This is a genomic window from Desulfurivibrio modestus (assembly GCF_044068625.1).
Taxonomy (GTDB): Bacteria; Desulfobacterota; Desulfobulbia; order Desulfobulbales; family Desulfurivibrionaceae; genus Desulfurivibrio.
In genome coordinates this window covers 1-25,062 of record NZ_JBIPKH010000007.1, presented here as the reverse complement: position 1 = coordinate 25,062, position 25,062 = coordinate 1, and the positions used below count along the sequence as shown (strand labels likewise).

The 25,062-nt window shown below is 61.1% G+C and carries 22 protein-coding genes, 1 tRNA gene and 1 CRISPR repeat array; of the genes, 21 read left to right on the top strand and 2 right to left on the bottom strand.

All coding sequences use genetic code 11. The features are described 5' to 3' along the window. Positions 1–2: 2 nt before the first annotated feature. Positions 3–1,187, top strand: coding sequence for a bifunctional glutamate N-acetyltransferase/amino-acid acetyltransferase ArgJ (argJ, locus tag ACHHRT_RS06035; protein ID WP_395498741.1), 1,185 nt, complete (start codon positions 3–5; stop codon positions 1,185–1,187). Positions 1,188–1,210: 23 nt separating this feature from the next. Here argJ and ACHHRT_RS06030 read toward each other — a convergent pair whose 3' ends face one another. Then, on the bottom strand, positions 1,211–2,185 hold the full coding sequence (locus tag ACHHRT_RS06030; protein WP_395498740.1) for a bifunctional riboflavin kinase/FAD synthetase: 975 nt from the start codon (positions 2,183–2,185) through the stop codon (positions 1,211–1,213). A 110-nt stretch (positions 2,186–2,295) separates the two neighbouring features. On the opposite strand from ACHHRT_RS06030, the gene ACHHRT_RS06025 reads away from it, so the two are divergent. From ACHHRT_RS06025 to hflC, 3 genes are all read left to right on the top strand, one after another. Continuing rightward, positions 2,296–2,382, top strand: a tRNA-Leu gene (locus ACHHRT_RS06025). 253 nt (positions 2,383–2,635) lie between these two features. After that, a complete protein-coding gene (gene hflK, locus ACHHRT_RS06020) occupies positions 2,636–3,727 on the top strand; it encodes an FtsH protease activity modulator HflK (protein ID WP_395498738.1) in 1,092 nt (363 codons plus the stop codon). Positions 3,728–3,770: 43 nt separating this feature from the next. Continuing rightward, on the top strand, positions 3,771–4,703 hold the full coding sequence (hflC, locus tag ACHHRT_RS06015; RefSeq protein ID WP_395498736.1) for a protease modulator HflC: 933 nt from the start codon (positions 3,771–3,773) through the stop codon (positions 4,701–4,703). 45 nt (positions 4,704–4,748) lie between these two features. Here the strand turns inward: hflC and thiE are convergent, their stop codons facing one another. After that, a complete protein-coding gene (gene thiE, locus ACHHRT_RS06010; RefSeq protein ID WP_395498734.1) occupies positions 4,749–5,399 on the bottom strand; it encodes a thiamine phosphate synthase in 651 nt (216 codons plus the stop codon). A 130-nt stretch (positions 5,400–5,529) separates the two neighbouring features. Here thiE and ACHHRT_RS06005 point away from each other — a divergent pair, with 130 nt between their 5' ends. From ACHHRT_RS06005 to cas2, 17 genes are all read left to right on the top strand, one after another. After that, positions 5,530–6,834, top strand: coding sequence for a citrate synthase (locus ACHHRT_RS06005; RefSeq protein WP_395498732.1), 1,305 nt, complete (start codon positions 5,530–5,532; stop codon positions 6,832–6,834). A gap of 91 nt (positions 6,835–6,925) precedes the next feature. Further along, positions 6,926–8,230, top strand: a complete 1,305-nt coding sequence (locus tag ACHHRT_RS06000; protein ID WP_395498730.1) for a pyridoxal phosphate-dependent aminotransferase — start codon at positions 6,926–6,928, stop codon at positions 8,228–8,230. A gap of 45 nt (positions 8,231–8,275) precedes the next feature. Further along, a complete protein-coding gene (locus ACHHRT_RS05995; protein WP_395498728.1) occupies positions 8,276–9,007 on the top strand; it encodes an ABC transporter ATP-binding protein in 732 nt (243 codons plus the stop codon). Between the two features lie 25 nt (positions 9,008–9,032). Beyond that, a complete protein-coding gene (locus tag ACHHRT_RS05990; RefSeq protein ID WP_395498726.1) occupies positions 9,033–11,390 on the top strand; it encodes an ABC transporter permease in 2,358 nt (785 codons plus the stop codon). Between the two features lie 10 nt (positions 11,391–11,400). After that, the gene (locus ACHHRT_RS05985) at positions 11,401–12,639 is read left to right on the top strand and encodes an efflux RND transporter periplasmic adaptor subunit (RefSeq protein WP_395498724.1); all 1,239 of its coding nucleotides are present in this window, start codon (positions 11,401–11,403) and stop codon (positions 12,637–12,639) included. Then, positions 12,639–13,622 (top strand): helix-turn-helix transcriptional regulator, encoded by a 984-nt coding sequence (locus tag ACHHRT_RS05980; protein ID WP_395498722.1) that lies wholly within the window; start codon positions 12,639–12,641, stop codon positions 13,620–13,622. The genes ACHHRT_RS05985 and ACHHRT_RS05980 overlap by 1 nt, the downstream gene beginning before the upstream one ends. A gap of 214 nt (positions 13,623–13,836) precedes the next feature. Beyond that, a complete protein-coding gene (locus ACHHRT_RS05975) occupies positions 13,837–14,367 on the top strand; it encodes a BRO family protein (RefSeq protein ID WP_395498720.1) in 531 nt (176 codons plus the stop codon). A gap of 31 nt (positions 14,368–14,398) precedes the next feature. Next, positions 14,399–16,624: a CRISPR-associated helicase Cas3' gene (gene cas3 / locus ACHHRT_RS05970; RefSeq protein WP_395498718.1), complete on the top strand. Its 2,226-nt coding sequence runs from the start codon at positions 14,399–14,401 to the stop codon at positions 16,622–16,624. After that, positions 16,621–17,502 (top strand): type I-C CRISPR-associated protein Cas5c, encoded by an 882-nt coding sequence (cas5c, locus tag ACHHRT_RS05965; protein WP_395498716.1) that lies wholly within the window; start codon positions 16,621–16,623, stop codon positions 17,500–17,502. The genes cas3 and cas5c overlap by 4 nt, the downstream gene beginning before the upstream one ends. Beyond that, a complete protein-coding gene (cas8c, locus tag ACHHRT_RS05960) occupies positions 17,492–19,483 on the top strand; it encodes a type I-C CRISPR-associated protein Cas8c/Csd1 (protein ID WP_395498714.1) in 1,992 nt (663 codons plus the stop codon). Before cas5c ends, cas8c begins: the two co-directional genes overlap by 11 nt. Next, on the top strand, positions 19,467–19,862 hold the full coding sequence (locus ACHHRT_RS05955) for a HEPN domain-containing protein (protein WP_395498712.1): 396 nt from the start codon (positions 19,467–19,469) through the stop codon (positions 19,860–19,862). Before cas8c ends, ACHHRT_RS05955 begins: the two co-directional genes overlap by 17 nt. Beyond that, positions 19,835–20,158: a nucleotidyltransferase domain-containing protein gene (locus tag ACHHRT_RS05950; protein WP_395498710.1), complete on the top strand. Its 324-nt coding sequence runs from the start codon at positions 19,835–19,837 to the stop codon at positions 20,156–20,158. The genes ACHHRT_RS05955 and ACHHRT_RS05950 overlap by 28 nt, the downstream gene beginning before the upstream one ends. Before the next feature lie 80 nt (positions 20,159–20,238). Continuing rightward, a complete protein-coding gene (gene cas7c, locus ACHHRT_RS05945) occupies positions 20,239–21,210 on the top strand; it encodes a type I-C CRISPR-associated protein Cas7/Csd2 (protein ID WP_395498708.1) in 972 nt (323 codons plus the stop codon). Between the two features lie 8 nt (positions 21,211–21,218). Next, entirely contained in the window at positions 21,219–21,929 is a 711-nt protein-coding gene (gene cas4, locus ACHHRT_RS05940; protein WP_395498706.1) for a CRISPR-associated protein Cas4, read from the top strand. Further along, a complete protein-coding gene (gene rhuM / locus ACHHRT_RS05935) occupies positions 21,926–22,891 on the top strand; it encodes a RhuM family protein (protein WP_395498704.1) in 966 nt (321 codons plus the stop codon). The genes cas4 and rhuM overlap by 4 nt, the downstream gene beginning before the upstream one ends. Next, positions 22,888–23,919 (top strand): type I-C CRISPR-associated endonuclease Cas1c, encoded by a 1,032-nt coding sequence (gene cas1c, locus ACHHRT_RS05930; RefSeq protein WP_395498702.1) that lies wholly within the window; start codon positions 22,888–22,890, stop codon positions 23,917–23,919. The genes rhuM and cas1c overlap by 4 nt, the downstream gene beginning before the upstream one ends. Before the next feature lie 8 nt (positions 23,920–23,927). After that, a complete protein-coding gene (gene cas2, locus ACHHRT_RS05925) occupies positions 23,928–24,218 on the top strand; it encodes a CRISPR-associated endonuclease Cas2 (protein ID WP_395498700.1) in 291 nt (96 codons plus the stop codon). Between the two features lie 184 nt (positions 24,219–24,402). After that, positions 24,403–25,043: direct repeats of the CRISPR family, unit length 33 nt; unit sequence GTCGCCCCCCGCGCGGGGGGCGTGGATTGAAAC. Between the last annotated feature and the right edge of the window lie 19 nt (positions 25,044–25,062).

Below are 25,062 nucleotides of genomic sequence, written 5' to 3'. Positions count from 1 at the left end.
CCATGCTTGAGGTGCGGGGATTTCGGGCAGCGGCGGTAAAGTCGGGGATTCGGGGCAAGGATCGGCTTGATCTGGGTTTGATCGTCAGTGAGCGGCCGGCCGCCGCCGCCGGAGTCTTTACCACCAACACGGTCAAGGCGGCCCCGGTGCTGCTGGGGATGGAACGTCTCCGGAGCGGTCGGGCCCAGGCGATTCTGGTCAATTCCGGGATCGCCAACGCCTGCACCGGCGAGGAGGGGATGCGCGGCGCCCGCCTTTGTGGGGCGATGGCCGCCGACGCCCTGGGGATCGCTGAGGAACTGGTCCAGCTCTCCTCCACCGGGGTGATCGGCATGCAGCTTGATGTCGAATGTTTTCGCCTCGGCATCCCCCGCCTGGCCGCCGCCTTGGCCCCCGATGGTCTGGAGGCGGTGGGGCGGGCGATCATGACCACCGATACCGCGCCCAAGAGCGCGGTCCGGACCTTCGAGCTCGACGGGGTGGAGGTGCGGATCGCCGGCCTGGCCAAGGGAGCCGGGATGATCATGCCCAACATGGCCACCATGCTCTGCTTCATCCTCACCGATGCCGCCGTCGATCCGGCCCTGCTGCGGCGGATGCTGCGCCGGGCGGTCGAGACCTCCTTCAACCGGATCACCATCGATGGCGATACCAGCACCAACGACACCGTCCTGCTGCTGGCCAATGGCAGCTCAGGAGCGCCCCCCCTGGTGGAGGGTTCCCCCGTGCAACTGCTCTTTGAGGAGCAGTTGCACGCCCTCTGCCTGGATCTGGCCCGCCAGGTGGTGCGGGACGGTGAGGGGGCCAGCAAGCTGGTGACCATCCGGGTGGATGGGGCGGTCGATGGGGCCCAGGCCCGCCAGGCGGCCCGGACCATTGCCAACTCCAACCTGGTCAAGACCGCCTTCTTCGGCGAGGATGCCAACTGGGGCCGGATCATCGCCGCCCTGGGTCGTTCCGGGGCCACGTTCGACCAGAACGCGGTGAGTATCGCCTTCGACGATGTGGTGATGGTCAAGGGTGGGGTGGGGCAGGGGGCCGAGGTCGAGGCCCGGGCCACCGCGGTCCTGAAACAGCCGGAGTTCACGGTCACCGTCGATCTGCGGGCCGGTTCCGCCGCCGCCGATTACCTCACCTGCGATTTTTCCATCGATTACGTGAAGATTAACGCCGACTACCGCACTTGAAAAAGGGCTGTCTGGCCGAATAATCAGTCGTTGTATTTATCGTAGCAGGCCAGCAGAAACTCCTTTTCGGCGGCGACCAGGACCTCTTTGGCCTCGGCGGCGTCCTTGGCGATCTGGGCCGCCAGTTCGGCGGGGCTGTTGAATTTCCGTTCTCCGCGCAGGTGCTTGAGCAGGTTGATCTTGATCGGTTTGCCGTAGATATCCTGGTTGAAATCGAAGATATGGGTTTCCGCCGAGAGCTGCCCTTCGGCGAAGGTGGGGTTGTAACCGATGTTCAGCACCCCGCCGTAACATTTGCCGTTGTAAACCACCTGGGTGACGTAAACCCCGTGTTTGGGGCAGAGATCGTTTTCGTTGATGCTCAGGTTGGCGGTGGGGAAACCCAGGATGCTGCCCCCCCGCTTCTTGCCCATCTGCACCACCCCCCGCAACTGGTAGAAGCGGCCCAGCAGCTTGGTAACCGCCTCCATCCGGCCCGCCGCCACCAGCTCCCGCACCTTGCTGCTGCTCACCACCATGTCATCCACGGTGTAGGCCTCGATCACCCGGACCGTAAACCCCTTCTCCCGCCCCTGGGCCTTGAGGAATTCGGTGTCGCCCCGGCGGCCTTTGCCGAAGGCGTAGTCGTAGCCCACCACCAGCTCCCGCACCCCCAGGGTTTTGAGCAGGATCTCATCCACGAAACTTTCCGCCGCCATGGCCGCAAACTCGCGGGTGAAGGGCAGCACCAGCAGTTGATCCACCCCGGCCTGGGCGATCAGCTCCGCTTTCTGTTCATAGGTGGAGATCAGCTTGATGCCCCGTTCCGGACAGATCACTTGCAAGGGATGGGGGTCGAAGGTGATGGCCACGGCGGTGCCATGGTGCTGGTGGGCCAGACGCCGCACGGCGTCGAAGAGCTGCTGGTGGCCCAAATGGACCCCGTCGAAGTTGCCGATGGTAACGCAGGCGTGGGGAAAGGGGGCGCTGATTTGATCCAGACGGGTGTGAATTTCCATTATATTCCAGCTCTCTGTGGGATTGATTAATAAAAAAACGTAACCCCCGCCGGCAAATTGTCTTGACAACAGCGGCGGGAAGTCTATATTATCGCCTCTTCAAACACGGGGCCGAAGTGGCGGAACTGGTAGACGCGCTAGGTTCAGGGTCTAGTGGGGGTTTCCCCGTGGGAGTTCGAGTCTCCCCTTCGGCACCAGGTTAAACATCAGAAGCGTAATCCTTTCGGGGGTTACGCTTTTTTTGTTTGGCGACCGGGAATTTGGCCCCGTCATTGCCCGCCCTGGTGCGAAAGTGCCCGTTTTCTACAGAGCTTTCCGGGAAAAGTCAAGCGCCACTCCCGGCGCTTCCCGATATTTAGGGGTTGAATCATTGGGGGAAATCAGGCAAACTAGTGAGTCAACCTTTGGTCAACGCCCCAGATTCCACTTACCAGCAAAGAGGATTGTTTTATGGCATGGGATAATCAGCAGCCCCCTTGGGGGCAGCGTAAAGGAGGCCAGTCGCCGGAAGAGCAGTTGGCGGCCATGGTCAAGAAGATCAAAAGTTTTTTTGAAGGCGGAGGCTCGGGCAGCGGTGGTGGCAGCCAGCGTTCCGATGAGCCCGGCGGCGACGGGATCAAAGCCGGCAGCATCGCCATGGTGGTCGGAGTGGTGCTGGTCGGTTTTCTGCTCTTCTCCTCCTTCTACACCATCCGCCCCGGCGAACAGGGCGTGGTACTGCGGCTGGGCAAATACAACAAGACCACCATGCCGGGACTTAACTACAAGATTCCCCTGGCCGACGTGGTTCACAAGGTGGACATGGAGTCGGTCCGGAAGGAGCAGTTCGGCTTCCGTTCGCGGACGGTGGCCGACCGCACCCAGTATCAGAAGCAGGGTTACACCCAGGAATCGCTGATGCTGACCAGTGATCGTAACGTGATCGACATGGAGTGGGTGGTCCAGTACCGAGTGGACGAGCCCTACCACTTTCTCTTCCGGATTCGGGATGTGCCCCAGGCGGTTCGTGACGTCAGCGAGATGACCCTGCGCCGGCTGGTGGGTAATATGGATTTCGACGCGGTTCTCGATGGCCGGGCCATCCTGGCCGACGCCATGGCCCGTGAACTCCAGGAAACCCTCAATCGTTACGAAAGCGGGGTTCGGATCATCACCGTGCAGTTGCAGGATGTTAACCCTCCGGAGCCGGTCAAGCCCGCCTTCAACGAGGTCAACGAGGCCGATCAGGATATGAAGCGGCTGATCAACGAGGCCGAGGAGATTTACAACCGGGAAGTGCCTCGAGCCCGCGGTGATGCCCGCAAGACGGTGGAAGAGGCCCACGGTTACGCCACCGAACGGGTCAACCTGGCCCAGGGTGAAACCAGCCGTTTTCTGGCCCTGTTGGAGGAGTATCGGGGCGCCAAAGATGTCACCAGGCAGCGGCTCTATCTTGAAACCATGCAGCGGGTGCTGCCGGGAGTCAATGAGGTGGTGGTGATCGACAAGGAGCAGAAGTCGTTGTTACCCCTGCTGAACCTGGGCGCCACCGGCAAGAAGTAAACCAAGCAAAATTGCAAAACAACCCCCCGCGGAGGTTTTTGTTGTGAAAAATATCGTACGCACATTATTGCTCGTTCTGATCGCCGGCTTGGGCCTGGTGGTGGCCAACGGGGTCTATGTCCTGCCGGAGGACCGCCAGGCGGTGGTCACCCAGTTCGGCCGGCCGGTGGGAGAGCCGGTGACCGAGGCTGGCCTCAAGTTCAAGACCCCCTTTATTCAGGATGTCACCTTTTTCGATAAGCGGATTCAGATCTGGGACGGCGACCCCAACCAGATCCCCACCCGGGACAAAACCTTTGTCCATATCGACGCCACCGCCCGCTGGCGGATCGTCGATCCCCTGCGCTTCATGCAGTCGCTCCATGACGTTAACCGGGCCCAGGGGGTTTTGGACGCGATCATCGACGGTACCATTCGCGACTTTGTCAACCAGAACAATCTGGTGGAGTTTATTCGTAGCTCCGACTGGCAGCCCCAGGCGATGCGGGTCAGCATGCTGGAGCCCGACGAGATCGAGCATGTCGCTTTGGGCCGGGATGTGATCTCCAACATGATCCATGCCCGGGCCGCCGAGGTGGTGGAGCAGTACGGCATTGAACTGGTGGATGTGATGCTGCGCCGGGTCAACTATATCGATTCCGTGCAGCGCCGGGTCTTTGATCGGATGATCTCGGAGCGGAAGAGGATCGCCGCCGACCTGCGTTCCCGCGGCGAGGGCAACAAGTCGGAGATTCTGGGTAAGATGGAGCGCGATCTTTTGGAGATTCGCTCCGGGGCCACCAAGGAAGCCCTCACCCTGATGGGTAAGGCCGATGCCCAGGCCGCCCGGATCTACTCCGAGGCCTACGGTCGGGATCCCGATTTCTACACCTTTCACAAAACCCTGGAAACCTACCGGGCAACCCTGGGGGGCAACACCCGCCTGGTGTTGACCACCGATTCGCCCCTTTATCGCTATCTGGAAAATATCAAATAGTTAACCGGGAGCAGCCGCGCCGCCACCCGGGCGCGGCTGCTCCTCCTACTTGAGGAGCTCGATCAGCTCCCGGGTGGCGCCCGCCATGTCGTCGGCTCCGGTGATGGCGGTGACCACCGCCGGCCGGCGAACTCCGGCAGCCCGCAGCTCCGGCAGATGGTGCTTTTTGATCCCGCCCATCACCGTGAAGGGCAGGGTGGAGTGGCGGGAAAAGCGGGCGATCGCCTCGATCCCCAAAAACTCCTTGAGCCCCTCCTTGGTGCCGGTGGTAAAAAGCGGGCCGATATTGTAGTAGGAGGCGCCGCGGGCGGCGGCGCTGGCGGCCTGTTCTTCGGTGTTGCAGGAGACCCCGATCAGCAGTTGGGGGGCGAACCGGCGCACCTCTTCGGCGGGCAGATCGTCGTTGCCCAGATGGACCCCGTCGGCGCCGCTGAGCAGGGCGATATCCAGCCGGTCGTTGACGATGAACAGGGCTCCGGCTTCCCGGGTAGCCCGGCGGAAGGCGTGGGCTTTGGCCAGCAGGGCCCGGCCGCCGGACTCCTTGTCCCGCAGTTGGACGATTTTAGCGCCGCCGGCCAGCACCGCCGCCAGCCACTCCAGGTCGCTGCGTCCCCTGGCCAGCTTCTCGCAGGAAACCGGGTAGAGGCTGACCTCTTCGTTAAATTTCCTTAATCGTTCTTGATGACTATCCGTCATTCCCTGGCTCCGCCCCTTGATTAAGTTTCTTGAAAATACTCGGCGTTGGCGGTAGATTATCCGATTCGGTTTGAAACCACATCAGATTTTCCGGCCGCCAGGGCCGCTGAACCATAAGGAGTACCCGGCCATGCCTCACAACTATTATACCGGTGAAAAAGTAGAACTGAAGATCAACGGCCAACTCCATGAGCTGCCGGTGGTGGTCGGCACCGAGGGGGAAAAGGCGATCGATATCCGCACTCTGCGGGCCAGTACCGGCTATATCGCCCTGGATAACGGTTATGCCAATACCGGCTCCTGTATCAGCAACATCACCTACCTGGACGGCGAGAAGGGTATTCTCAGCTATCGCGGTTACGACATTGCCGATCTGGCGGAAAACTGCACCTTCGTCGAGGTGGCCTACCTGCTGGATCACGGCTCCCTGCCCACCCGCGACGAGTTGAGCCAGTTCAGCCAGATGCTCAACGACTTCGCGATGATCCACGAGGATATGCTCCGCTTTTTCGACGGCTATCCGGCCAAAAGTCCGCCCATGGCCATCCTCTCATCCATGGTCAACTCCCTGTGCAGCTTTTATCCCGAGATGACGGATAATCCGCTGGAAAATATCGACAAGATGTCGGCCCGCCTGGTCTCCAAGGTGCGGACCATTGCCGCCTTCTCCTACAAGAAGTCCATGGGCCACCCCCTGGTTTATCCGCGCCACGACCTCTCCTACTGCGCCAACTTTTTAAACATGATGTTCGACTCGCCGGTCAAGCCCTACGAGATCAACCACAAGGTGGTGGCGGCGCTCAATAAATTGTTGATTTTGCACGGCGATCATGAGCAGAACTGCTCCACCTCCACGGTGCGGATGGTGGGCAGCGCCCGGGTCAACCTCTACGCTTCGGTTTCCGCCGGGATCAGCGCCCTCTGGGGCCCGCTCCATGGCGGGGCCAACGAGGCGGTAATGGAGATGCTGGAGAGCATCCACCAGGGTGGCGGTAATTACCGCCAGTTCGTCGAGCGGGCCAAGGACCCCAAGGACCCCTTCCGCCTGGTGGGCTTCGGTCACCGGGTTTACAAGACCTTCGATCCCCGTTGCCGGATCATCAAGCAGGCCTGCGACGAGGTGCTGGATGACCTCAAGGTGGTGGATCCCCTGCTTGATATCGCCAAGGAGCTGGAGGAGGTGGCCCTCAGGGATGACTATTTCATCGAGCGCAGCCTCTATCCCAACGTTGATTTTTATTCCGGGATCATCTACCGGGCCATCGGGATCCCCACCAACATGTTCACGGTGATGTTCGCCCTGGGCAGGCTGCCCGGCTGGATCGCCCACTGGAAGGAGATGTGGGACGATCCGGGCTGGCGGATCAGCCGGCCTCGCCAGATCTACGTGGGGCCCCTCAGTCGTCCTTTCGTGCCCATGGATCAGCGCGGATAGTGATATTGCCTTGACGTGACCGGGGATTGCGTGGTTAAGATGCCGGGCTGGGCCGTCTATTTTACTACTTGATCATTATTAAGGAATTGGCATGCGTACCGACATTGTCCACATCGGCGCCGGAGAGTTGACCTACGAAATCCGTAATATCGTCAACGTCGGCGAAAAACTGCAGAAATTGGGGATCAAGACCTACTGGGAGAATATCGGCGACCCGGTGGCCAAAGGGGAAGAGATTCCCCTCTGGCTGAAAAAGCTGGTGGCCGAGTGCGCCATGGAGAACGCCTCCTACGGCTACAGCCCCACCCGCGGCATTCTGACCACCCGCGAATTTCTGGCCGCCGAGGTCAACCGCCGGGGCGGGGTCCAGATCGGGCCCGACGACATTCTCTTCTTCAACGGCCTGGGCGATGCCATCAGCAAGATTTACGGGATGCTGCGCCGCAACGCCCGAGTGGTGGTCTCTTCGCCCAGCTACACCACCCACTCCTCGGCCGAGGCGGCCCATGCCGGTGATCGGCCGGTGAGCTACCGGCTCGATCCGCGCAACAACTGGTTTCCCGATCTGGAAGATCTGGAGAACCGGATCAAGTACAATCCGGCGGTGGCCGGGATCCTGATGATCAACCCCGACAACCCCACCGGAGCGGTCTACCCCGAGGATACCCTGCGGGGGATCGTGGCCCTGGCCCGCAAGTATGATCTCTTTATCATCTGCGACGAGGTTTATCATCGGATCGTCTATAACGGCCGCAAAACCAAATCGCTGGCCGAGGTGATCGGCGACGTGCCGGCCATTGCCATGCGCGGGATCTCCAAGGAGATGCCCTGGCCCGGCTCCCGCTGCGGCTGGATCGAGGTGTATAACGGCGACAAAGACCCGATGTTCCAGAAGTATGTCGGCTCAATCCTCAACTCCAAGATGGTCGAGGTCTGCTCCACCACCTTGCCGCAGATGGTGCTGCCGGCCATCCTCACCCATCCCCAGTACAACGCCTACCTGGCCGAGCGGGTGGGGCGTTACGAGCGGGCCTCCAATATCGCTTACGATACCCTGAAGGAGGTGGAGGGCCTGATCGTCAACCGCACCGACGGCGCCTTCTACATGAGCGTGGCCTTCGAGCCCGGGATTCTCAACCACCGCCAGACCCTGCCCATCGAAAACAACGAGGTGCGGGAGCATGTGGAGCAGTTGGTGGCCCAGCCGGGCACCTCGCCGGACAAGCGCTTTGTTTATTACCTGCTGGGTTCCACCGGCATCTGTGTGGTGCCGCTGAGCTCTTTCGCCACCGAGCTGCAGGGCTTCCGCACCACCCTGCTGGAGCGCGACGAGGAGCGGTTCCGCAAGATCTGCGGTACCATGGCCGACGCCATCCGGCGGTATCTTGCCTCCTAAACCCCGCGTTGTCAGGGCCAGGCCGGCTGTGATACTATTGGCGGCATGGATGCCGTTGCCGCCAAAGCCGCCGGGCAAGTAGTCTTCCACGCCGAGGGATTGAGCAAAACCTACCGGATGGGCGAGGTCGAGGTGAAGGCCCTGGACGGGGTCGATCTCGATCTTTATCAGGGTGAATTTGTGGTCCTGCTGGGCCCTTCCGGCAGCGGCAAATCCACCCTGCTCAATATCCTGGGCGGGCTTGATTTCGCCACCGCCGGCACCGTCCTTTGCGGCGAGCACAACCTCACCGCCGCCTCGGAAGCCGAACTCACCGCCTTCCGCCGCCATCAGGTCGGCTTCGTTTTCCAGTTCTACAATCTGATCCCCAGCCTCACCGCCCGCGAAAATATCGCCATCGTCACCGAAATCGCCGAGAAACCCATGACCCCGGAAGAGGCCCTGGCCCTGGTAGGTCTGGGCCAGCGGCTGGACCACTTCCCGGCCCAGCTCTCGGGCGGCGAGCAGCAGCGGGTGGCCATCGCCCGGGCCATCGCCAAGCGCCCCCAGGTGCTGCTTTGCGACGAACCCACCGGCGCGCTGGATTCCCAGACCGGGGTGCTGGTGCTGGAGGTGCTGGAGCGGATCAACCGCGAGGTGGGCACCACCACCGTGGTGATCACCCATAACGCCGATATCGCCCGGATGGCCCACCGGGTGATCCAGTTGCGGGACGGCAAAATCGGCGAGATCGCCATAAACCAGCAGCGGGTGCCGGCCCGGGAGCTGCAGTGGTGAGCTTTAGCCCCGGCGGGGTGAACCGATGAAGGCCCTGCACTGGAAGCTGCTGCGCGAGCTTTGGCGGATGCGGGGCCAGGGGCTGGCCATCGCGGTGGTGATCGCCGGCGGAGTGGCCACCCTGCTGATGTCGCTGACCTCGCTGGATTCGCTGCACCAGAGCCGGGAGGGCTTCTACCGCGATTACCATTTCGCCGAGCTTTTTGCCGGACTCAAGAGGGCGCCCCAGGAGCTGGCAACCCGGATCGCCGCTCTGGACGGGGTGCAAACCCTGGAAACCCGGGTTATCGCCGCCGCCACCCTTATGGTGCCGGAGTTTGCCGATCAGATCAGCGCCCTGCTGGTCTCCCTGCCCGACGGGGAAAACTCCGAACTGAACCGCCTCTTTATCCGCCAGGGCCGGCTGCCCGAGGCCCACCGCCCCGAAGCGGTGGTCAGCGACGCCTTTGCCGAAGCCCACGGCCTGCAACCGGGCGACCGGCTGGCGGCGGTACTCAACGGTCGCTTGCAGCAGCTTACCATCAGCGGCATCGGCGGCAGCCCCGAGCATATCTACCAGCTCAAGGCCGGCGAGATCTTCCCCGATAATCTGCGTTACGGCATTCTCTGGCTCAACCGTTCACAACTGGCCGCCGCCTACGATCTGGACGGGGCCTTCAACAGCCTCTCCCTCACCCTGGCCCGCGGGGCGGTGGCGGCCGAGGTGATCGCCGCCCTGGATCGGCTGCTGGAACCCTACGGCGGCACCGGGGCCATTCAACGGGCCGACCAGCAGTCCCACGCCTACCTGGAGGCGGAATTCGAGCAGTTGGCCACCATGGCCCGGATCTTTCCGGTCATCTTCCTGGGGGTGGCCGCCTTCCTGCTCAACGTGGTCATGGCCCGGCTGATCGCCACCCAGCGGGAACAGATTGCCATCCTGAAGGCCTTTGGCTACAGCAACCGGGCGGTGGGGGTCCATTACGGCCAACTGGTGCTGCTGCTCTGCGCCGGCGGCCTGCTGCTGGGGCTTATCGGCGGTTATCTGATCGGCGAGGCCCTGGCCGGGATCTATGCCGACTACTTCCGTTTCCCGACCCTCGATTACCGGCTGGGCGGCCAGGTGATCGTCATCGCGGTGCTGGTGACCCTGGCCGCCGCCCTGGCCGGCACCTTCGGGGCCCTGCGGCGGGCCATGCGGCTGCCGCCCGCCGAGGCGATGCGGCCGGAGCCGCCGGGGGAGTACCGGCCCACCGTGGTGGAGCGGCTGGGGTTGCAGCAGCGGCTGGGCCAGCCCTCGCGGATGATCCTGCGCCACCTGGAACGCCGCCCCTTCAAGGCTCTGCTGGCGGTGATCGGCATTGCCATGACCTGCGCCATCCTGATGGTCGGCAACCTTTACGACGCCGTCGACCATATCATGAATGTCCAGTTCGGCCTGGCCCAGCGCTACGACCTGGCGGTCACTCTCCATGAGCCCGGCCCCCGCCGGGTGCTGCACGAGCTGGAATCCCTGGAGGGAGTCACCCTGGTCGAGGGCCGGCGGACGGTGCCGGTGCGGTTGCGCCACCAACATCGCAGCCACCGCACCGCCCTGTTCGGGCTCACCCCCGGGGCCGAACTGAGCCGGGTGCTGGATACCCGCCAGGAGCCCATGGTTCCGCCCACCGCCGGCCTCTTCCTCACCGATTACCTGGCCGAGATGCTCAACCTTGGGCCCGGCGATACCGTGACGGTGGAGAGCCTGATCGGCCGCCGCCAGGTGCTGGAGCTGCCGGTGAGCGGCCTGGTCACCGAGTATGTCGGGGTGGCGGCCTATATGGAGCTGGACGCCCTTAACCGGGCCCTGGGCGACGGGGAGGTGATCGACGGGGCCTATCTGGCGGTGGCGGCGGCCAACCGGGAACAGGTGGCGGCCCGCCTGGGCGAAAGCCCGGTGGTGGCGGGAGTGGCCCGCCGCCTGGCGGCCATGGAGAGCTACCAGGAGACGATGGATGAGACGATGCTGGTCTTCAGCTTTGTCAGCACCCTGCTGGCGGCCAGCATCGCCTTCGGGGTGGTCTATAATTCGGCCCGCATCGCGCTTTCCGAGCGGGGCCGGGAGCTGGCCTCGCTGCGGGTTCTGGGCTTGACCCGCGACGAGACCGACTATATTCTGCTGGGGGAACTGGCGCTGCTGACCATCCTGGCCATCCCCCTGGGCTGGCTGATCGGTACCGGTCTGAGCTGGTACCTGGCCCTGGGGATGCGCTCCGAACTCTACCGGATACCCATGGTCCTGGAGCCCTCCACCTTCGCCTTTGCCGCCCTGGTGGTGGCGATCTCAGCGGTGATTTCTGGTCTGCTGGTGCGGCGCAATCTGCATCGCCTCGACCTGGTGGAAGCCCTTAAGGCGCACGATTAAGGAGAGAACGATGGCTCAATTTTTCCGCCGCCACCTGGCCAAAATCCTGCTGGCCGCCGGCCTGCTGCTTCTGCTGCTGATCGCCCTGCGGCCCACGCCGCTGCTGGTGGATAGTGAAACGGTGGATATTGGGCCGGTGGTCCGAACCATCGAGGAGGAGGGCAAAACCCGGGTGGCGGCCCGCTTTCTGCTTTCGGCTCCGCTGGCGGCCGAGGCCCGGCGCATTACCCACGCCCCGGGCGATCCGGTGGCGGCGGGGGAGACGGTGGCGGTACTGGATGCCCTGGCGGCCCCGGCCCTGGATGCTCGGGAGATCGCCGCCGCCCGGGCTAGGGTGGAAGGGGCCGCCGCCGCTCTGGAGGCCACGGAAAGGGAGCGCCAGGCCCTGGCGGCCGGGGCGAAACTGGCGGCCGAGGAGCTGAAGCGCAGCCGCCAATTGGCCGATTCCGGGCTGATCGCGGCCAGCGAACTGGATGCGGCGACGGCCGAGGCCGAACGCAGCGCCGCCCTGGAACGCTCGGCCGCCCACCGGGTCCGGGTGGCCCGTTACGAGCTGGAGGCGGCCCGCACCGTTTTGGCCTATGCCGGCGAGCGCGACGCCGCCGCCGGCCGGGTGGAGATCAAAAGCCCGGTGGAGGGGGTGGTGCTGCGGCGCTATTTTGAAAGCGCCCGGGTGGTGACCCCCGGCGAGCCGATCATTGAGATCGCCGATCCCGCCTCTTTGGAGATTGAGGCCGATCTGCTCTCGGCCGATGCCGTCCGCCTGGAGCCAGGGATGCGGGTGCTGCTGGAGCGCTGGGGCGCCGATGACCCCCTGGAAGGGCGGGTCCGCCTAATCGAGCCGGGGGGCTTTACCCGGGTTTCCGCCCTGGGGGTGGAGGAGCAGCGGGTTCTGGTGATTGTCGATCTGATTTCGCCCCGCGAGCAGTGGCAGCGGTTGGGGGATGCCTACCGGGTTAATGCCCGTTTTATTCTCTGGGAGGCGGCCGAGATAATCCGGGTCCCGGCCGGAGCCCTGTTTCGGCATCGTCCTCCAGGGGGTGAACAGGCGAATCGGGAAGCGCCGCCGGCTTGGGCGGTGTTCGTGCTGGTAAACGGCCGCGCCCGCCTGCGCCCGGTCCAGATCGGCGAACGGGGCGGCCGCTACGCCCAGGTGTTGGCCGGCCTGGACCCCGGCGAAACGGTGATCATCCACCCGCCCCGCGACCTGGAAGAGGGCGACCGGGTCCGCCGCCGGGGAGGCGGCTGATGGGCGATAACCTGGTTTATCTGCGCTATCACTGGTTTGATCGGCAGATTCGCCAGGGTAGATTCCCCAACGCTCCGGCTTTGGTCGCCGAGTTTGAAATCTCCGAACGCACCGCCCAGCGAACCATCGAGGCGCTACGCCGCGATTTCGATGCCCCCCTGGAGTATCACCCCGGCCGTCGCGGCTTTTACTACAGCGACGACAGCTTCCACCTGCCGCCGGTCTGGCTTAACCAGCAGGAGATCTTCGCCGTTCTGCTGGCCAAAAACCTGCTCTCCTGCTGTGCCGACGGCCTGATCAGCCAGGACATCGACTCGCTGAACCGCAAGCTGTTGCGGCAGATCAAGGTCCGGGGCCTGGAGCCGGACCGGTTCGATGAACTGTTCTCCGCCACCTGGCAGGGCTACGCCCCGGCCCAGGCCGAAGTGTTCCGGCTGGCCGCCCAGGCCCTGGTCGAACGGCGCCGGTTCTCTTTCACCTACACCTCTCCCCAAGGCGAAAACAACTCCCACCCCCGCCAGGTGGAGCCCCACCACCTCCAGTATTATATGGGCACCTGGGTGCTGCTGGCCTGGTGCCCCCTGCGCCGCGACTGGCGCAAATTCCTGCTGGCTCGGATGGACAAGCCGGAACTGATCGACACCCCCTTCACCCCCCGTCCCCGCCAAGAGTGGCTGCCCCAACTGGAGGGCGCCTTCGGCATCTTCCAAGGCAAGGAAGTGGAGATGGCGGTGGTCCGCTTCACCCCCGAGTGGGCCCGCCGGGTAAAAGAGCAGGTCTGGCACCCCGACCAGCGCCTGGACCCCACCCCCGACGGCGGCCTGCTGCTGACCCTGCCGGTGGCCGACCTCCGCGAGATCAAACTGCGCCTGCTGCAATTCGGCGCCGAAGCCGAAGTGCTGCAACCCCCGGCCCTGCGTGCGGAAATTCAACGCGAAGCTGCGGCCATGGTCCGGCTTTATCGGACGGAAAAGAAATTTTAAAAAATATTATCCCCCGACACTGGTTGTCAGGGCAGTTATGGTATGAATGGCCGTGAAGGACATGGATAAGGAGGTTATCACAACTTGTGATGACCTCAAGCCGTTGAAATTTGCCGGGGGCCTAATGTTTTGAAATGGCACAAGGAGATGGCGGGATGGACAAGGAGGAACGGGGAGAAAGAGCCTTGGCGATAAGGAGTTCGGAGGGCGCCGGGTGCGGCCCGTCCGCCATGACGGCGAGTGGTGGTTCGCGATGGAGGATGTGGCTGCGGTCCTGACCGAGGGGCCGGACCCGGCCGACGCCTGGCAGCAGCTGAAGGAGCAGGAGCTGGCGGCCTGCGGCACTGATTTGTCGGAACTGTGCCGATGGCTGGAAATGGAACCCGTGACTGTGACATCCGCTCACGGGCTCAAAGTGGAAGCCGCTACTCTGGAGGGAATTTTGCGCATCGTCCAGGCCATTTTTTCGCCCAAGGCGGAAATTTTCAAGCGCTGGCTGGCAAGGGTGGCAGCGGAACCGGTAGCCCCGCGTGGTTATCGGACTAACCTCGACACGGTTTTTGCCCTGTTGGAAGATACAGCGACCGCCTTGATTGCTAATCGGCTGGATGACCAGGGCAACGCACAGGGAAGGGATAGCGGTGATGCCGCCCGGAAAGCAGCGCGGATTGCCGGGAAGGTAAGGGAACGATTGCAAGAGGACTTAGGCGAAAAAATAGAGACGGTGAAGGAAGTTATCAGTTAACAAGAGGCGCCACATGAGTGACGGAGATTTAATGAAATTGGCTCGTCCGGGCCAAACATTACGGAATCACCTTAAAGAGGTGGCCAGTTTGGCGAGGGATTTTGCCTCCGGTTTTCAGGGCGGCGACGAGGCCTGGTGGGCCGGGATGGTGCACGATCTTGGCAAATGCCGCCCGGAGTTTCAGGAATATCTGCTGGGGCGGCGCGATGGCGGGCCGGAGACCCACCATGCCCCGTACGGCGCGACCCTGGCTTTTCAGCGTGACTGGTTCGCCGCAGCCTTCGCCGTTGCCGGACACCATGCCGGCTTGCACAACCTGCATCAACTGCAAGGCATGGTTGATGATCCTGGATACCGCACAAGAGAGCGCCTTCCCGCACTGGAACAGTGGTTTATGGGGCAGTTTGGTGCTGTCCCGAACGGGGTGTTGTCGCCTGGTTTCCTCAATAATGAATCTCTTGCCCTGGAATATTACACCCGGATGATCTTCTCCTGTCTGGTTGACGCTGACCGGTTGGATGCGGGTCAGCACGGGGCTGGCCAGGGGAGGAAGGTTCAGCGGCTTGCCGATGTGGTTGATCTCCTCATCGAGCGGGTGACCAGGGAACGTCAGGGCAAATCCAGAGAAGGAGAGGTTAACGTCCTTCGCCACTCCGTTTTCGACCAGTGCCTGGCAGCGGCTAAGTGGGAACGGGGCTTCTTTGCGCTTACTGTGCCCACCGGCGGCGGCAAGACTCTGGCCAGCATGGCCTTTGCCCTTGCGCACGCCAAGCGATACGGCCTTGACCGGATAATCGTGGTCATCCCGTATCTGTCCATCATTGAACAGAACGCAGCCGAGTATCGCCGCATTCTCGATCCCGACAATCTCGGCCTGGTGGTGGAGCATCACTCTTCGGCAGCGGAGCGCGCCGACGATAATGGGGAAGGCGCGGATGAGCTCTCTCGGGCCGCCGACAACTGGGACGCGCCGCTCATCGTTACTACCTCGGTGCAATTCGTCGAGTCGCTGTTCGCCGCCGCCCCCGGCCGTTGCCGCAAGTTGCACAATATTGTGAATTCCCTGGTCATTTTCGATGAGGTGCAGACCCTGCCCGCCCATCTGCTGAATCCCCTGCTCAGTGTCTTGAAGGAACTGCGCCGTAACTACCTCGCAAGTTTTCTTTTCATGACCGCTACCCAGCCAGCCTTCCGGCGGGGATTTTCCCTGTCGGAAGGGTTTGAGCCCGGTGAGGTGCGGCAAATCATCCAGGATGCTGCGGGTCTTTTTGCCGCCCTTCAGCGAGTGGATTACCACCCCCCGACGGAAATGGAATGGCCGGATCTGGCCGCTCGCCTTGCCGCCTGCCCGCAGGCCCTCTGCGTGGTCAACGTCCGCCGGCACGCCGGCGAACTCTGGGAGGCTCTGCGGGATGCCGTGCCGTGTGAGGAAAGAGACTCGGTCTTCCATCTCTCTTCGTCCATGTGCGCCGCGCATCGGCTGGCTGTGCTGGGCGACAGCCAGAATCCGCAGTTGGGCAGCGTCCGCCACCGCTTGCGCAACGGCCTTCCCTGCCGGCTTGTAGCAACCCAGGTGGTGGAGGCAGGGGTGGACATCGATTTTCCTGTAGTCTATCGTGCCTTGGGGCCGTTGGATGCCATCGCCCAGGCAGCGGGACGCTGCAACCGGGAAGGCCGCCTGCGCGACGGCCAGGGCCGGCCGATACGGGGCCGGGTCTATCTGTTCAGGCCGAAAGACAGCGGCCTGCCCCCTGGCGTTTACACCACTGCCACCGGGATCAGCGCCGCCATGCTCGGGGAGTGTCTGGATTCGCTGGGCCGGACGCCGGATGTGTTCGGCCGGTATTTTTCACAGCTCTATCAAATGACAGCCACAGACCATAACCGCCGTGGAGAAAGCAGCATCCAGGAAGACCGTAGTCAGTTCCGCTATCGCGAGGTATCCCGAAAGGCGAGAGTGATCGCCGACGAGGGCCAGTCGGTGATCGTGCCCTTTGGTGACTGTACGGGGCGTATTCGGGAGATTCGTAAGCGTAAACGGCCGCCCGGCGAGCCACGATTTGACCGGCGCGATCTGCGGCGGCTTCAGCGCTGTATGGTGAACGCACGCGAGGCAGACTTTGAACGTTTGCGGCATCTTGGTATGATCACGCAGCTTCTGCCCAATCTTGACCTGTTCGTTTTGAACGAGGGATGCTACCATGAGCACCTGGGGCTAGTTCTCAATAACCGTCCAGTGGAGGACTTCATCCTATGAACGACAACACCGTGTCCATTCGCGTCTGGGGCGATTTCGCCTGTTTCACCCGGCCGGAGATGAAGGTCGAACGGGTGAGCTACCCCATCATCACTCCATCGGCGGCTCGGGGAATCTTTGAAGCCGTTTTCTGGGAACCGCAGGTCTTCTACATTATTGACGCGGTCCGGGTGGTGAACAAGGGCCGCTGGGTGAGTTTTAGGCGCAACGAGGTGACGGCCCAAGTGAGTATCAACAGCGCCGGGTCATGGATGAGGGAGCCAAGCAGGTTTTCGCCTATCCAAGCCGGTGGTGGCGCGGCCGATGGTACTCAACGTAATATGCTGGCCCTGGCTGGGGTGGAATACATCCTCACCGCCCAGGTCGGCTTGACCGAACTTGGCCGAGCGGGTCGTCATAACCTGAAGACTTACCGGGATGAGATTGAACGCCGGGCGAAAAAAGGTAAATGCTTTCACCGTCCTGCTCTGGGGGTACGGGAGTTCGCTGCCGATTTCGACTGGGAGCCTGATCCGCAGGCAGCTCTGGAGCGCCGGATTGCAGAAATAAAGCCTGACGGCGACTGGCGGCATGTCTGGCCGGAAGAAGACTTGGGGTTCATGCTCTACGATGTTTTTGATCATCGGCAGCGCGAAGCCGGATTCCGTTGGCTCACCGATGCGGAGCGCCGGGCACTGGCGGCGGCCGTGGTGGATGAAAGTGAGTCGAAGAAGGGGAAGAAAAAGACACCTGCCGCTGCTGTTCCGCGTAGCGAAGGAACTCTGGTCCGGCCCCAGGCCGCCTTTTTTCAGGCTTGCGTCCGGGAAAGCCGGATGGATTGTCACCCGGGCCGGGTCAAGATGATCACCAAACCGGTGGAGGGTGGATATGCTGCTTAGCGCCTTGCACGAATTTGCGCAGGAGCACGCGCTGTTTGACAATGTTCACCTTCAAGAGCGCGATCTTCATTTACTTATCCCGATCAACATGGACGGAGAATTGACGCAAGCCGAATTATTACCGCTTTATTCTCCTGATGCAGCAGGAAGAGAAGTGCTCGGTCAAAAGAAATTCCTTCCAAGGTTTCCAGGAGAAAATAATGGTGGGAAGGCATATTTTCTGGCCGAATCTTGTCTGGCAATTTTGGGAGTCGATAAAAAAAACGGAGAAAGTATTTCGTTCCCCCCTCAACGACAAAAGAATCCCGCCAAAACATTTGCCCACTTCTGGGATAGAGTAAATATAGCCCATGACGCTACTAATCTGCCGGAACTGTTGGCATTGTTGCGATTCAAGGAGAGATACCTTTATATAGAAGACGAAATACTTAAGCATAGGCTTCCGTTCATTGAGGTTCGCATTTCTCCCCGGAGAGGAGAACCAGAGGTTGGTGCAAAAGTAACAAGCGGCAGCTGGGAGAGGCTTGCGCAACTGACGCTCTCTTTTCAAGTCGATGGTTATCCTGTTTTCGACGGCAGGAATCACGATAACCCACTGGTGGCGTATTGGAGACAAATCTATACAAAGGAGGCATTCTCTGAAGATGAGATTGAGAACGGCGCTTCTTCTGTACAGACAGGGACATGCCTCGTGTCTGGGGCAACGGATATTGCAATCGCCCGTTCACACAAACCGAAGATTCTTGGCATACCTGGTGTATCCAGTGGTGGATATATTGTTTCCTTTGCCAAAGAGTGCCCGGCTTTTTCATCTTACGGGTTTGAAATGGGAGAAAATGCTCCTGTTTCGGAAGAGACCGCTGCAAGTTATGCGCTGGCGTTGCAGGCGCTTATTGATAACGAAAACACTTCGCTCAAGATAGGCCCTCTCAGAGTTTGCTTCTGGGCTAAAAAATCCAATGCCATCAACAATTCTTTCGCTCAGTTACTCCGTAAACCAGATCCCCTACAGGTGGCTGCCTTCCTGCGATCACCATGGGCAGTTATAGATCGCCACGCGGCAAAACTTGAACAGTTCTATTCCGTTACTCTGTGCGGTAACGCTGGCCGGATTGCGGTGCGCCACTGGATGCAGAGCACGGTGGAGGAGGCCAGGGTGAATTTTGCCCAATGGTTCCGTGACCTCGAAATCACCGATATTCCGCTGCCACCGGTAAAGAAAAAAGGGCGGGGCAAGCGCGGCGGTGATAAGGACACCGTTGTTGACCAAGATGCCGACAAAATGCCGCCTTTCGCCCTCTTCCGGCTTGCCTGCGCCACCGTGCGGGAGGCCAAGGACCTGCGGCCCGAGGTGCCGGCCCAGCTCTACCAGGCAGCTCTGGAAGGCACAGCCCCATCCATCATGCTGATCAAGCCGATCCTGCACCGCTTGGAGGCAGATTTGCAGCGTTACGGCATGAAGACCCTTTTTAATCTATCCCGTTTTGCCCTTTTGAAGCTCATCCTCAACCGCAACAGCAAGGAAGGTGACCCCATGATCGAAGCAAAAGTGTTCGAAACTGAGGACAAGGCCTACAACTGCGGCCGTCTGCTGGCCGTGCTCGCCGAGACCCAGGCCAAGGCCCACGATTACAAGTTGGAAGGCGCCGGGGTGGCGGAACGTTATTTCGGCACAGCCTCGGTGTCGCCGGCTTCGGTATTTCCTCTGCTGTTGCGCCTGAACCGGCATCACCTGGACAAGATCAGAAAGTCAAACAAGTACGGCGGGCACGCCCGCTTCATCGAGGAGAGCATGCAGGCGATTCTTGTCCTGCTCAAACCGGACGCTCAAGGCGCGGCCCCCGAGTTTCCCCGGCATCTGTCCCTGCAGGAGCAGGGCCGCTTCGCTATCGGCTTTTATCAGCAGAAGGCGGAAAATGAGCAGCAAAAACAGGCCGCAAGGGCGGAAAACCAGGGGGCAGCTCATGATGACCAAGGATGAGCATGTCGCCTACTGGCTTACCGAGACGGCCAAAGACATAGCGGTCATGGAAAGCCTGTTTGCAAGCGGCCATTACACCTGGGCACTCTTTGTCGGTCACCTGACTCTGGAAAAAGTGCTGAAGGCGGTATACGCAAGGCGGGTGGATGTCCAGGTTCCGCGTATCCATCATCTTCTGAAGATCGCCAGGGATTGCAAACTGTCGCTTACCGATGACCAGCAGGATTTTCTGCTGGAGGTCACCACCTACAACCTCAAAGCCCGGTATCCGGATTACAAGCAGAGCTTTGCCCGCAAGGCGACTCGCGAGTTCACCGCAACCCGAATCGAACGAATCAAGGAGATGCAGCAATGGCTGAAACAGCAAGCAGAAGCGTGATAGATGAGCAGATTCGGCACTATATCGAAACCTTACTAAAGAATAGAATCGCGGTCTGGCGGCTTTACCTTTTCGGTTCCCGCGCGAAGGGTATGGCGCAGGAGAACAGCGATATCGACCTGGCCGTGTTCTGGGACCGGGACGAGATTGACGGCTTTGACGAGGATGTGGCTCTTATGCGCCTGACCCGCGACGTGGACCTGCGTATCGAGCCGCACTCCTTTTCCCGCAAGGATTTCGATAATCCCGATCCATTCGTGCGGGAGATTCTTGCGACGGGCCAACGCCTTTTGTAGTGACACAGAAGCGCGGACCAGAGCGCCGCGTAAATTGATTTTGCCGTTATCCGTCAACCAACAGCAATGGAGAAGACAACATGAACAGCATCGTAGCCAACCGTCACGACATTCTCGTCCTTTTCGATGTGACTCAGGGCAATCCCAACGGTGACCCTGACGCCGGCAACATGCCACGCATCGAGCCCAACAGCAACCGGGGCATTGTCTCGGATGTCTGCCTGAAACGCAAAATCAGGAATTATATCGAACTGCTAAATCCGGAGCGTAGCACGGACCCGGATCAAGGATATTCAATCCTGGTGAAACAGGGGGCAGTGCTGAATAATGAGATCGACAAAGGTATAAAGGAAGCGACCGAAGGGATGAGAGAGGCTGACAAAACTAAAAAAGCCGAGGCCGCCATGCATTGGCTCTGCCGTGAGTTTTACGATATTCGCACTTTCGGTGCGGTTCTCTCAACCGGTGATGATGTTATGAAAGGATCCGCCTACGGACAGGTGCGTGGGCCGGTGCAGTTCACCTTCGGCCAAAGTTTTCATCCCATCGCCCCGCTGGAAATCACGGTGACCCGCTGCGCGGTGACCAAGGAGGAGGATGCCACCAAAGAACGGACCATGGGCCACAAGCACATCGTTCCCTACGCTCTTTATGCCGCCAAGTGCTATATCTCGCCGCCTTTCGCCAAGCGCACCGGTTTTTCCACCCGCGACCTCGACCTCTTTTTCGAGGCATTAAGCGAGATGTTCACCCACGACCGTTCCGCTGCCCGGGGCGAAATGGTGGTGCGCGGCATCTACGACTTCGAGCATGTGGGCTCCCAGCACCCTAACAACGCCGCGCAGAACGAAAGGGAGGCCCGGCTGGGTTGCTACCACGCCCACAAGCTTTTCGAAGGCATTCAGGTAAGCTTGGAGGACGGCAAGTCCTTCCCGGAATCCTTTGATGATTATCGGGTGGTCAGCACCTGGACGGAAGAGAACCTGCCCAAGGGAGTGGTGCTTCATGAGCGTCACGAACTCCCCTGCAAGACCATGAAATTCAAATTTTAGAGGAGCTTGTGGGCATCTATTTGGAAGATGATCTGCTGCCCCTGTCCGTCCTCGCCGATCTTGTTTTTTGTGAGCGCCGGGCCGCCCTGCACCAGATCGAAACCATCTGGGAAGACAACCTTTTCACCGTGGAGGGGACGCATCTGCACAAGAAGGTTGACGATGACCTGCCGGTGGAGTCGCGGGGCGATGTGCGAATATCCCGTGGGCTCATGTTGCGCTCGTTCAGGTTGGGCCTTGTCGGCAAGACGGACGTGGTTGAATTTCACCGTTTGACTGGAGAAGCGATCACGCCTCTTGTCGGCATGGCGGCGGGCGTGACTCTTGACGAAGCAACCGGGCTACGGCGGCCCTTTCCCGTTGAATACAAACGGGGCAGGTTGCGGCGAGAGAAGGGTTTTGAAGTTCAACTCTGTGCCCAGGCCCTCTGCCTGGAAGAGATGCTCCATTGCCCGGTGCCGGAGGGGGCGCTTTTTTACGGCAAGAACCGGCGACGGCAAGTAGTGCGCTTCGATGACGAGTTGCTGCGACGGGAAACCGAGGTGGCAGCCAAACGGTTGCATGAACTGGTTCGTTCCGGCATCACCCCGCAGGCCCGCTACGCGAAGAAATGTGAAAGCTGCTCACTGATCAACCTTTGCGTGCCCAAGGTTGCCGGAGCCGGCAAAAGCGTGGGCCGGTATCTTTCCCGGATGTTGGCGGAGGAGGTGGTTAAATGAAATCCGATCTTGGCGAGATCATTATGTATCAGTCCGAGGACGGCACCAACGCTATTGATGTGCATCTCAAGGACGAGACGGTCTGGCTGACCCAGGCCCAGATGGTGGAATTGTTCCAAAGAGATCAGTCCGTTATCTCCCGTCATGTCAATAGTGTCTTCCGGGAGGGAGAGCTCAGTTCGCAGGGCAATATGCAAAAAATGCATATTGCCTCTTCCGACAAGCCGGTCGCATCCTACAGCCTCGATGTTGTCATATCGGTCGGCTACCGGGTGAAGTCGCAACGCGGCACCCAGTTCCGCATCTGGGCCACCGGGATTTTGAAGGACCACCTGGTGCGGGGCTATACCGTTAACCAGCGGCGGCTGGCCGAGAAAGGCGTTGCCGAATTGAAGCAGGCCATGGCTTTGCTGGCTACCACTCTGGAGGGTCATGAACTGGTCAGTGACCAGGGACGGGCGGTGCTGGAAGTGGTCAGCCGTTATGCCCGCACTTGGCAGCTTTTGCTTGAATACGACGAGGAACGGTTGGCAGTCCCGGCGGTGCGGCATGGGGTAAAGGCCGGAGTTAAGCTCGATGAGGTCCGCCGGGCCATCGCTGCCCTGAAAAAAGAATTGGCAGCGCGGGGCGAGGCCACCGATCTTTTCGGCCAGGAGCGGGGGCATGGGCTTGCCGGTATCCTCGGCGCTATCGAGCAGAGCTTCGGTGGCCAGGACCTTTACCCAAGTGTCGAGGAAAAGGCCGCCCATCTTCTCTACTTCGTCATCAAGGACCATCCCTTCAGCGACGGCAACAAGCGGATTGGTTCTTTCCTTTTCGTGCTCTATCTGCGGCAGAACGGCCTTGTCGGTTTTGATAATCGCTCCCTGGTGGCCTTAGCGTTGCTCACGGCGGCCAGCGAACCGGGGCATAAGGATCTGCTGGTGCGGCTGATCGTGAATCTGATTGGTGAGGTGGGATGAAGAAACTCCTCAACACCCTCTATGTCACCACCCAGGGCGCCTATCTGGCGCGGGAGGGCGAGACCATCCTGGTGCGGGTGGAGAAGGAAACCCGGCTTCAGGTGCCGATTCATACCCTCTCAGGGATTGTCTGTTTCGGTAGGGTCTCGTGTAGCCCGTTTCTGCTCGGGTTGTGCGCGGAGCGCGGGGTGGGGTTCAGTATGCTCACCGAAAACGGCCGTTTTCTGGCCCGGATGCAGGGGCCGGTTTGCGGCAATGTTCTGTTGCGACGGCAGCAGTACCGCTGGGCCGACGACCAGGAAAGATCGGCCACGTTGGGCCGCGCTTTCCTGGTTGGCAAAATTGCCAACAGCCGCACCGTGCTCCAACGGGCTCTACGCGATCATGCGGAGAAGCCGGGTGCCGAAAGGATGGTGGATGCCTCGGCGCGGTTGCGCTTTTCACTTGAACAACTCCCGGTGGCCTCGTCCCTGGATGCGCTGCGCGGTCTTGAGGGTGATGCGGCCGGCACTTATTTTGGGGTGTTCAATCACCTGATCACCAACCAGAAGGAAGAGTTTCAGTTTCATGAGCGCAGCCGGCGGCCGCCGTTGGACAAAGTTAACTGCCTGCTTTCCTTCCTCTATACCCTGCTCATGCACGACATCCGCAGCGCCTTGGAGTCGGTGGGGCTGGACCCGGCGGTAGGTTTTCTGCATCGCGACCGGCCGGGCCGGGCCAGCCTGGCCCTGGACCTGATGGAAGAATTTCGGCCGGTGCTGGCGGATCGGTTGGCGCTTTCCCTGATCAATCTCGGAGTGGTGAAGAAATCCGGCTTCCGACAGGCGGAAACCGGCGGGGTGACGATGGATGCCGATACTCGCAAGGCCCTGCTGGTCGCTTATCAGAAGCGGAAACAGGAAGAGATTAATCATCCGTTTTTGAACGAAAAGGTGGAAATCGGTTTGCTCCCCTTTGCCCAGTCCCTGTTGTTGGCTCGGCATGTGCGGGGTGACCTTGATGGATATCCACCGTTTATCTGGAGGTGATGTTAGCGATGTTCGTGCTGGTGAGCTATGACGTGGCCACATCGGAGCCGGGTGGCCAGAGGCGATTGCGGCGGGTGGCAAAAGCATGCAAGAATTACGGGCAGCGGGTGCAGTTTTCGGTCTTTGAGTGCATTGTGGATCCGGCCCAGTGGACGGCGCTTCGGCAGCGTTTGGAAGCCGAAATCAACCCGGAAACGGACAGCTTGCGCTACTATTTTCTGGGTTCAAATTGGCGGCACCGAGTTGAGCATGTGGGGGCCAAGGCTACTTTTGACCAAGAGGGTCCGCTCATTGTTTGAAAGGCGGCGCGAACCCCTAGCGAACCGGAAAACCCAGGCAGGTTCGCGCATTTTATAACTTGTTGATATTGTTAGTCGTGCAGACTGTCTGTCAATGGCAGAAACTGTTAAAAAATGTCGCCGGAAGGAGGTTCGCGAAGCCCCGGCGTACAATCCTTTGATCGCAAAGGATAACGAAGTAACAGTCGCCCCCCGCGCGGGGGGCGTGGATTGAAACCAAACGCTGCCGCCGGGGCTGTTGATCCGGAGGTCGTCGCCCCCCGCGCGGGGGGCGTGGATTGAAACTCCACCTGCCCAAGCTGTTCACCCGGCGGGAAACCGTCGCCCCCCGCGCGGGGGGCGTGGATTGAAACCATTTCCAGGCTTTTCAGCAGGGTCTCCAGGGCGGTCGCCCCCCGCGCGGGGGGCGTGGATTGAAACGGGTTGATCCTCGAACCAGTCGCGGCGCACTTCCTCGTCGCCCCCCGCGCGGGGGGCGTGGATTGAAACGGTCCACCACTTTTGCCGAGTGATCTGGGAGATGGTCGCCCCCCGCGCGGGGGGCGTGGATTGAAACCCGTTGGTGTTGCCGTCCAGGGAGGCCAGATCGCGTCGCCCCCCGCGCGGGGGGCGTGGATTGAAACATGACCCAGTTGCGGGGCATGATGGCGGCGGTGAGTCGCCCCCCGCGCGGGGGGCGTGGATTGAAACACCGCCACGATGCTCAGGGCCTCGGGCACCAGCGGGTCGCCCCCCGCGCGGGGGGCGTGGATTGAAACTGTCGCCGGCGGTGGCGTCGCAATCTTCGGCGAGGTCGCCCCCCGCGCGGGGGGCGTGGATTGAAACATCGATAAAATCGAAGAGC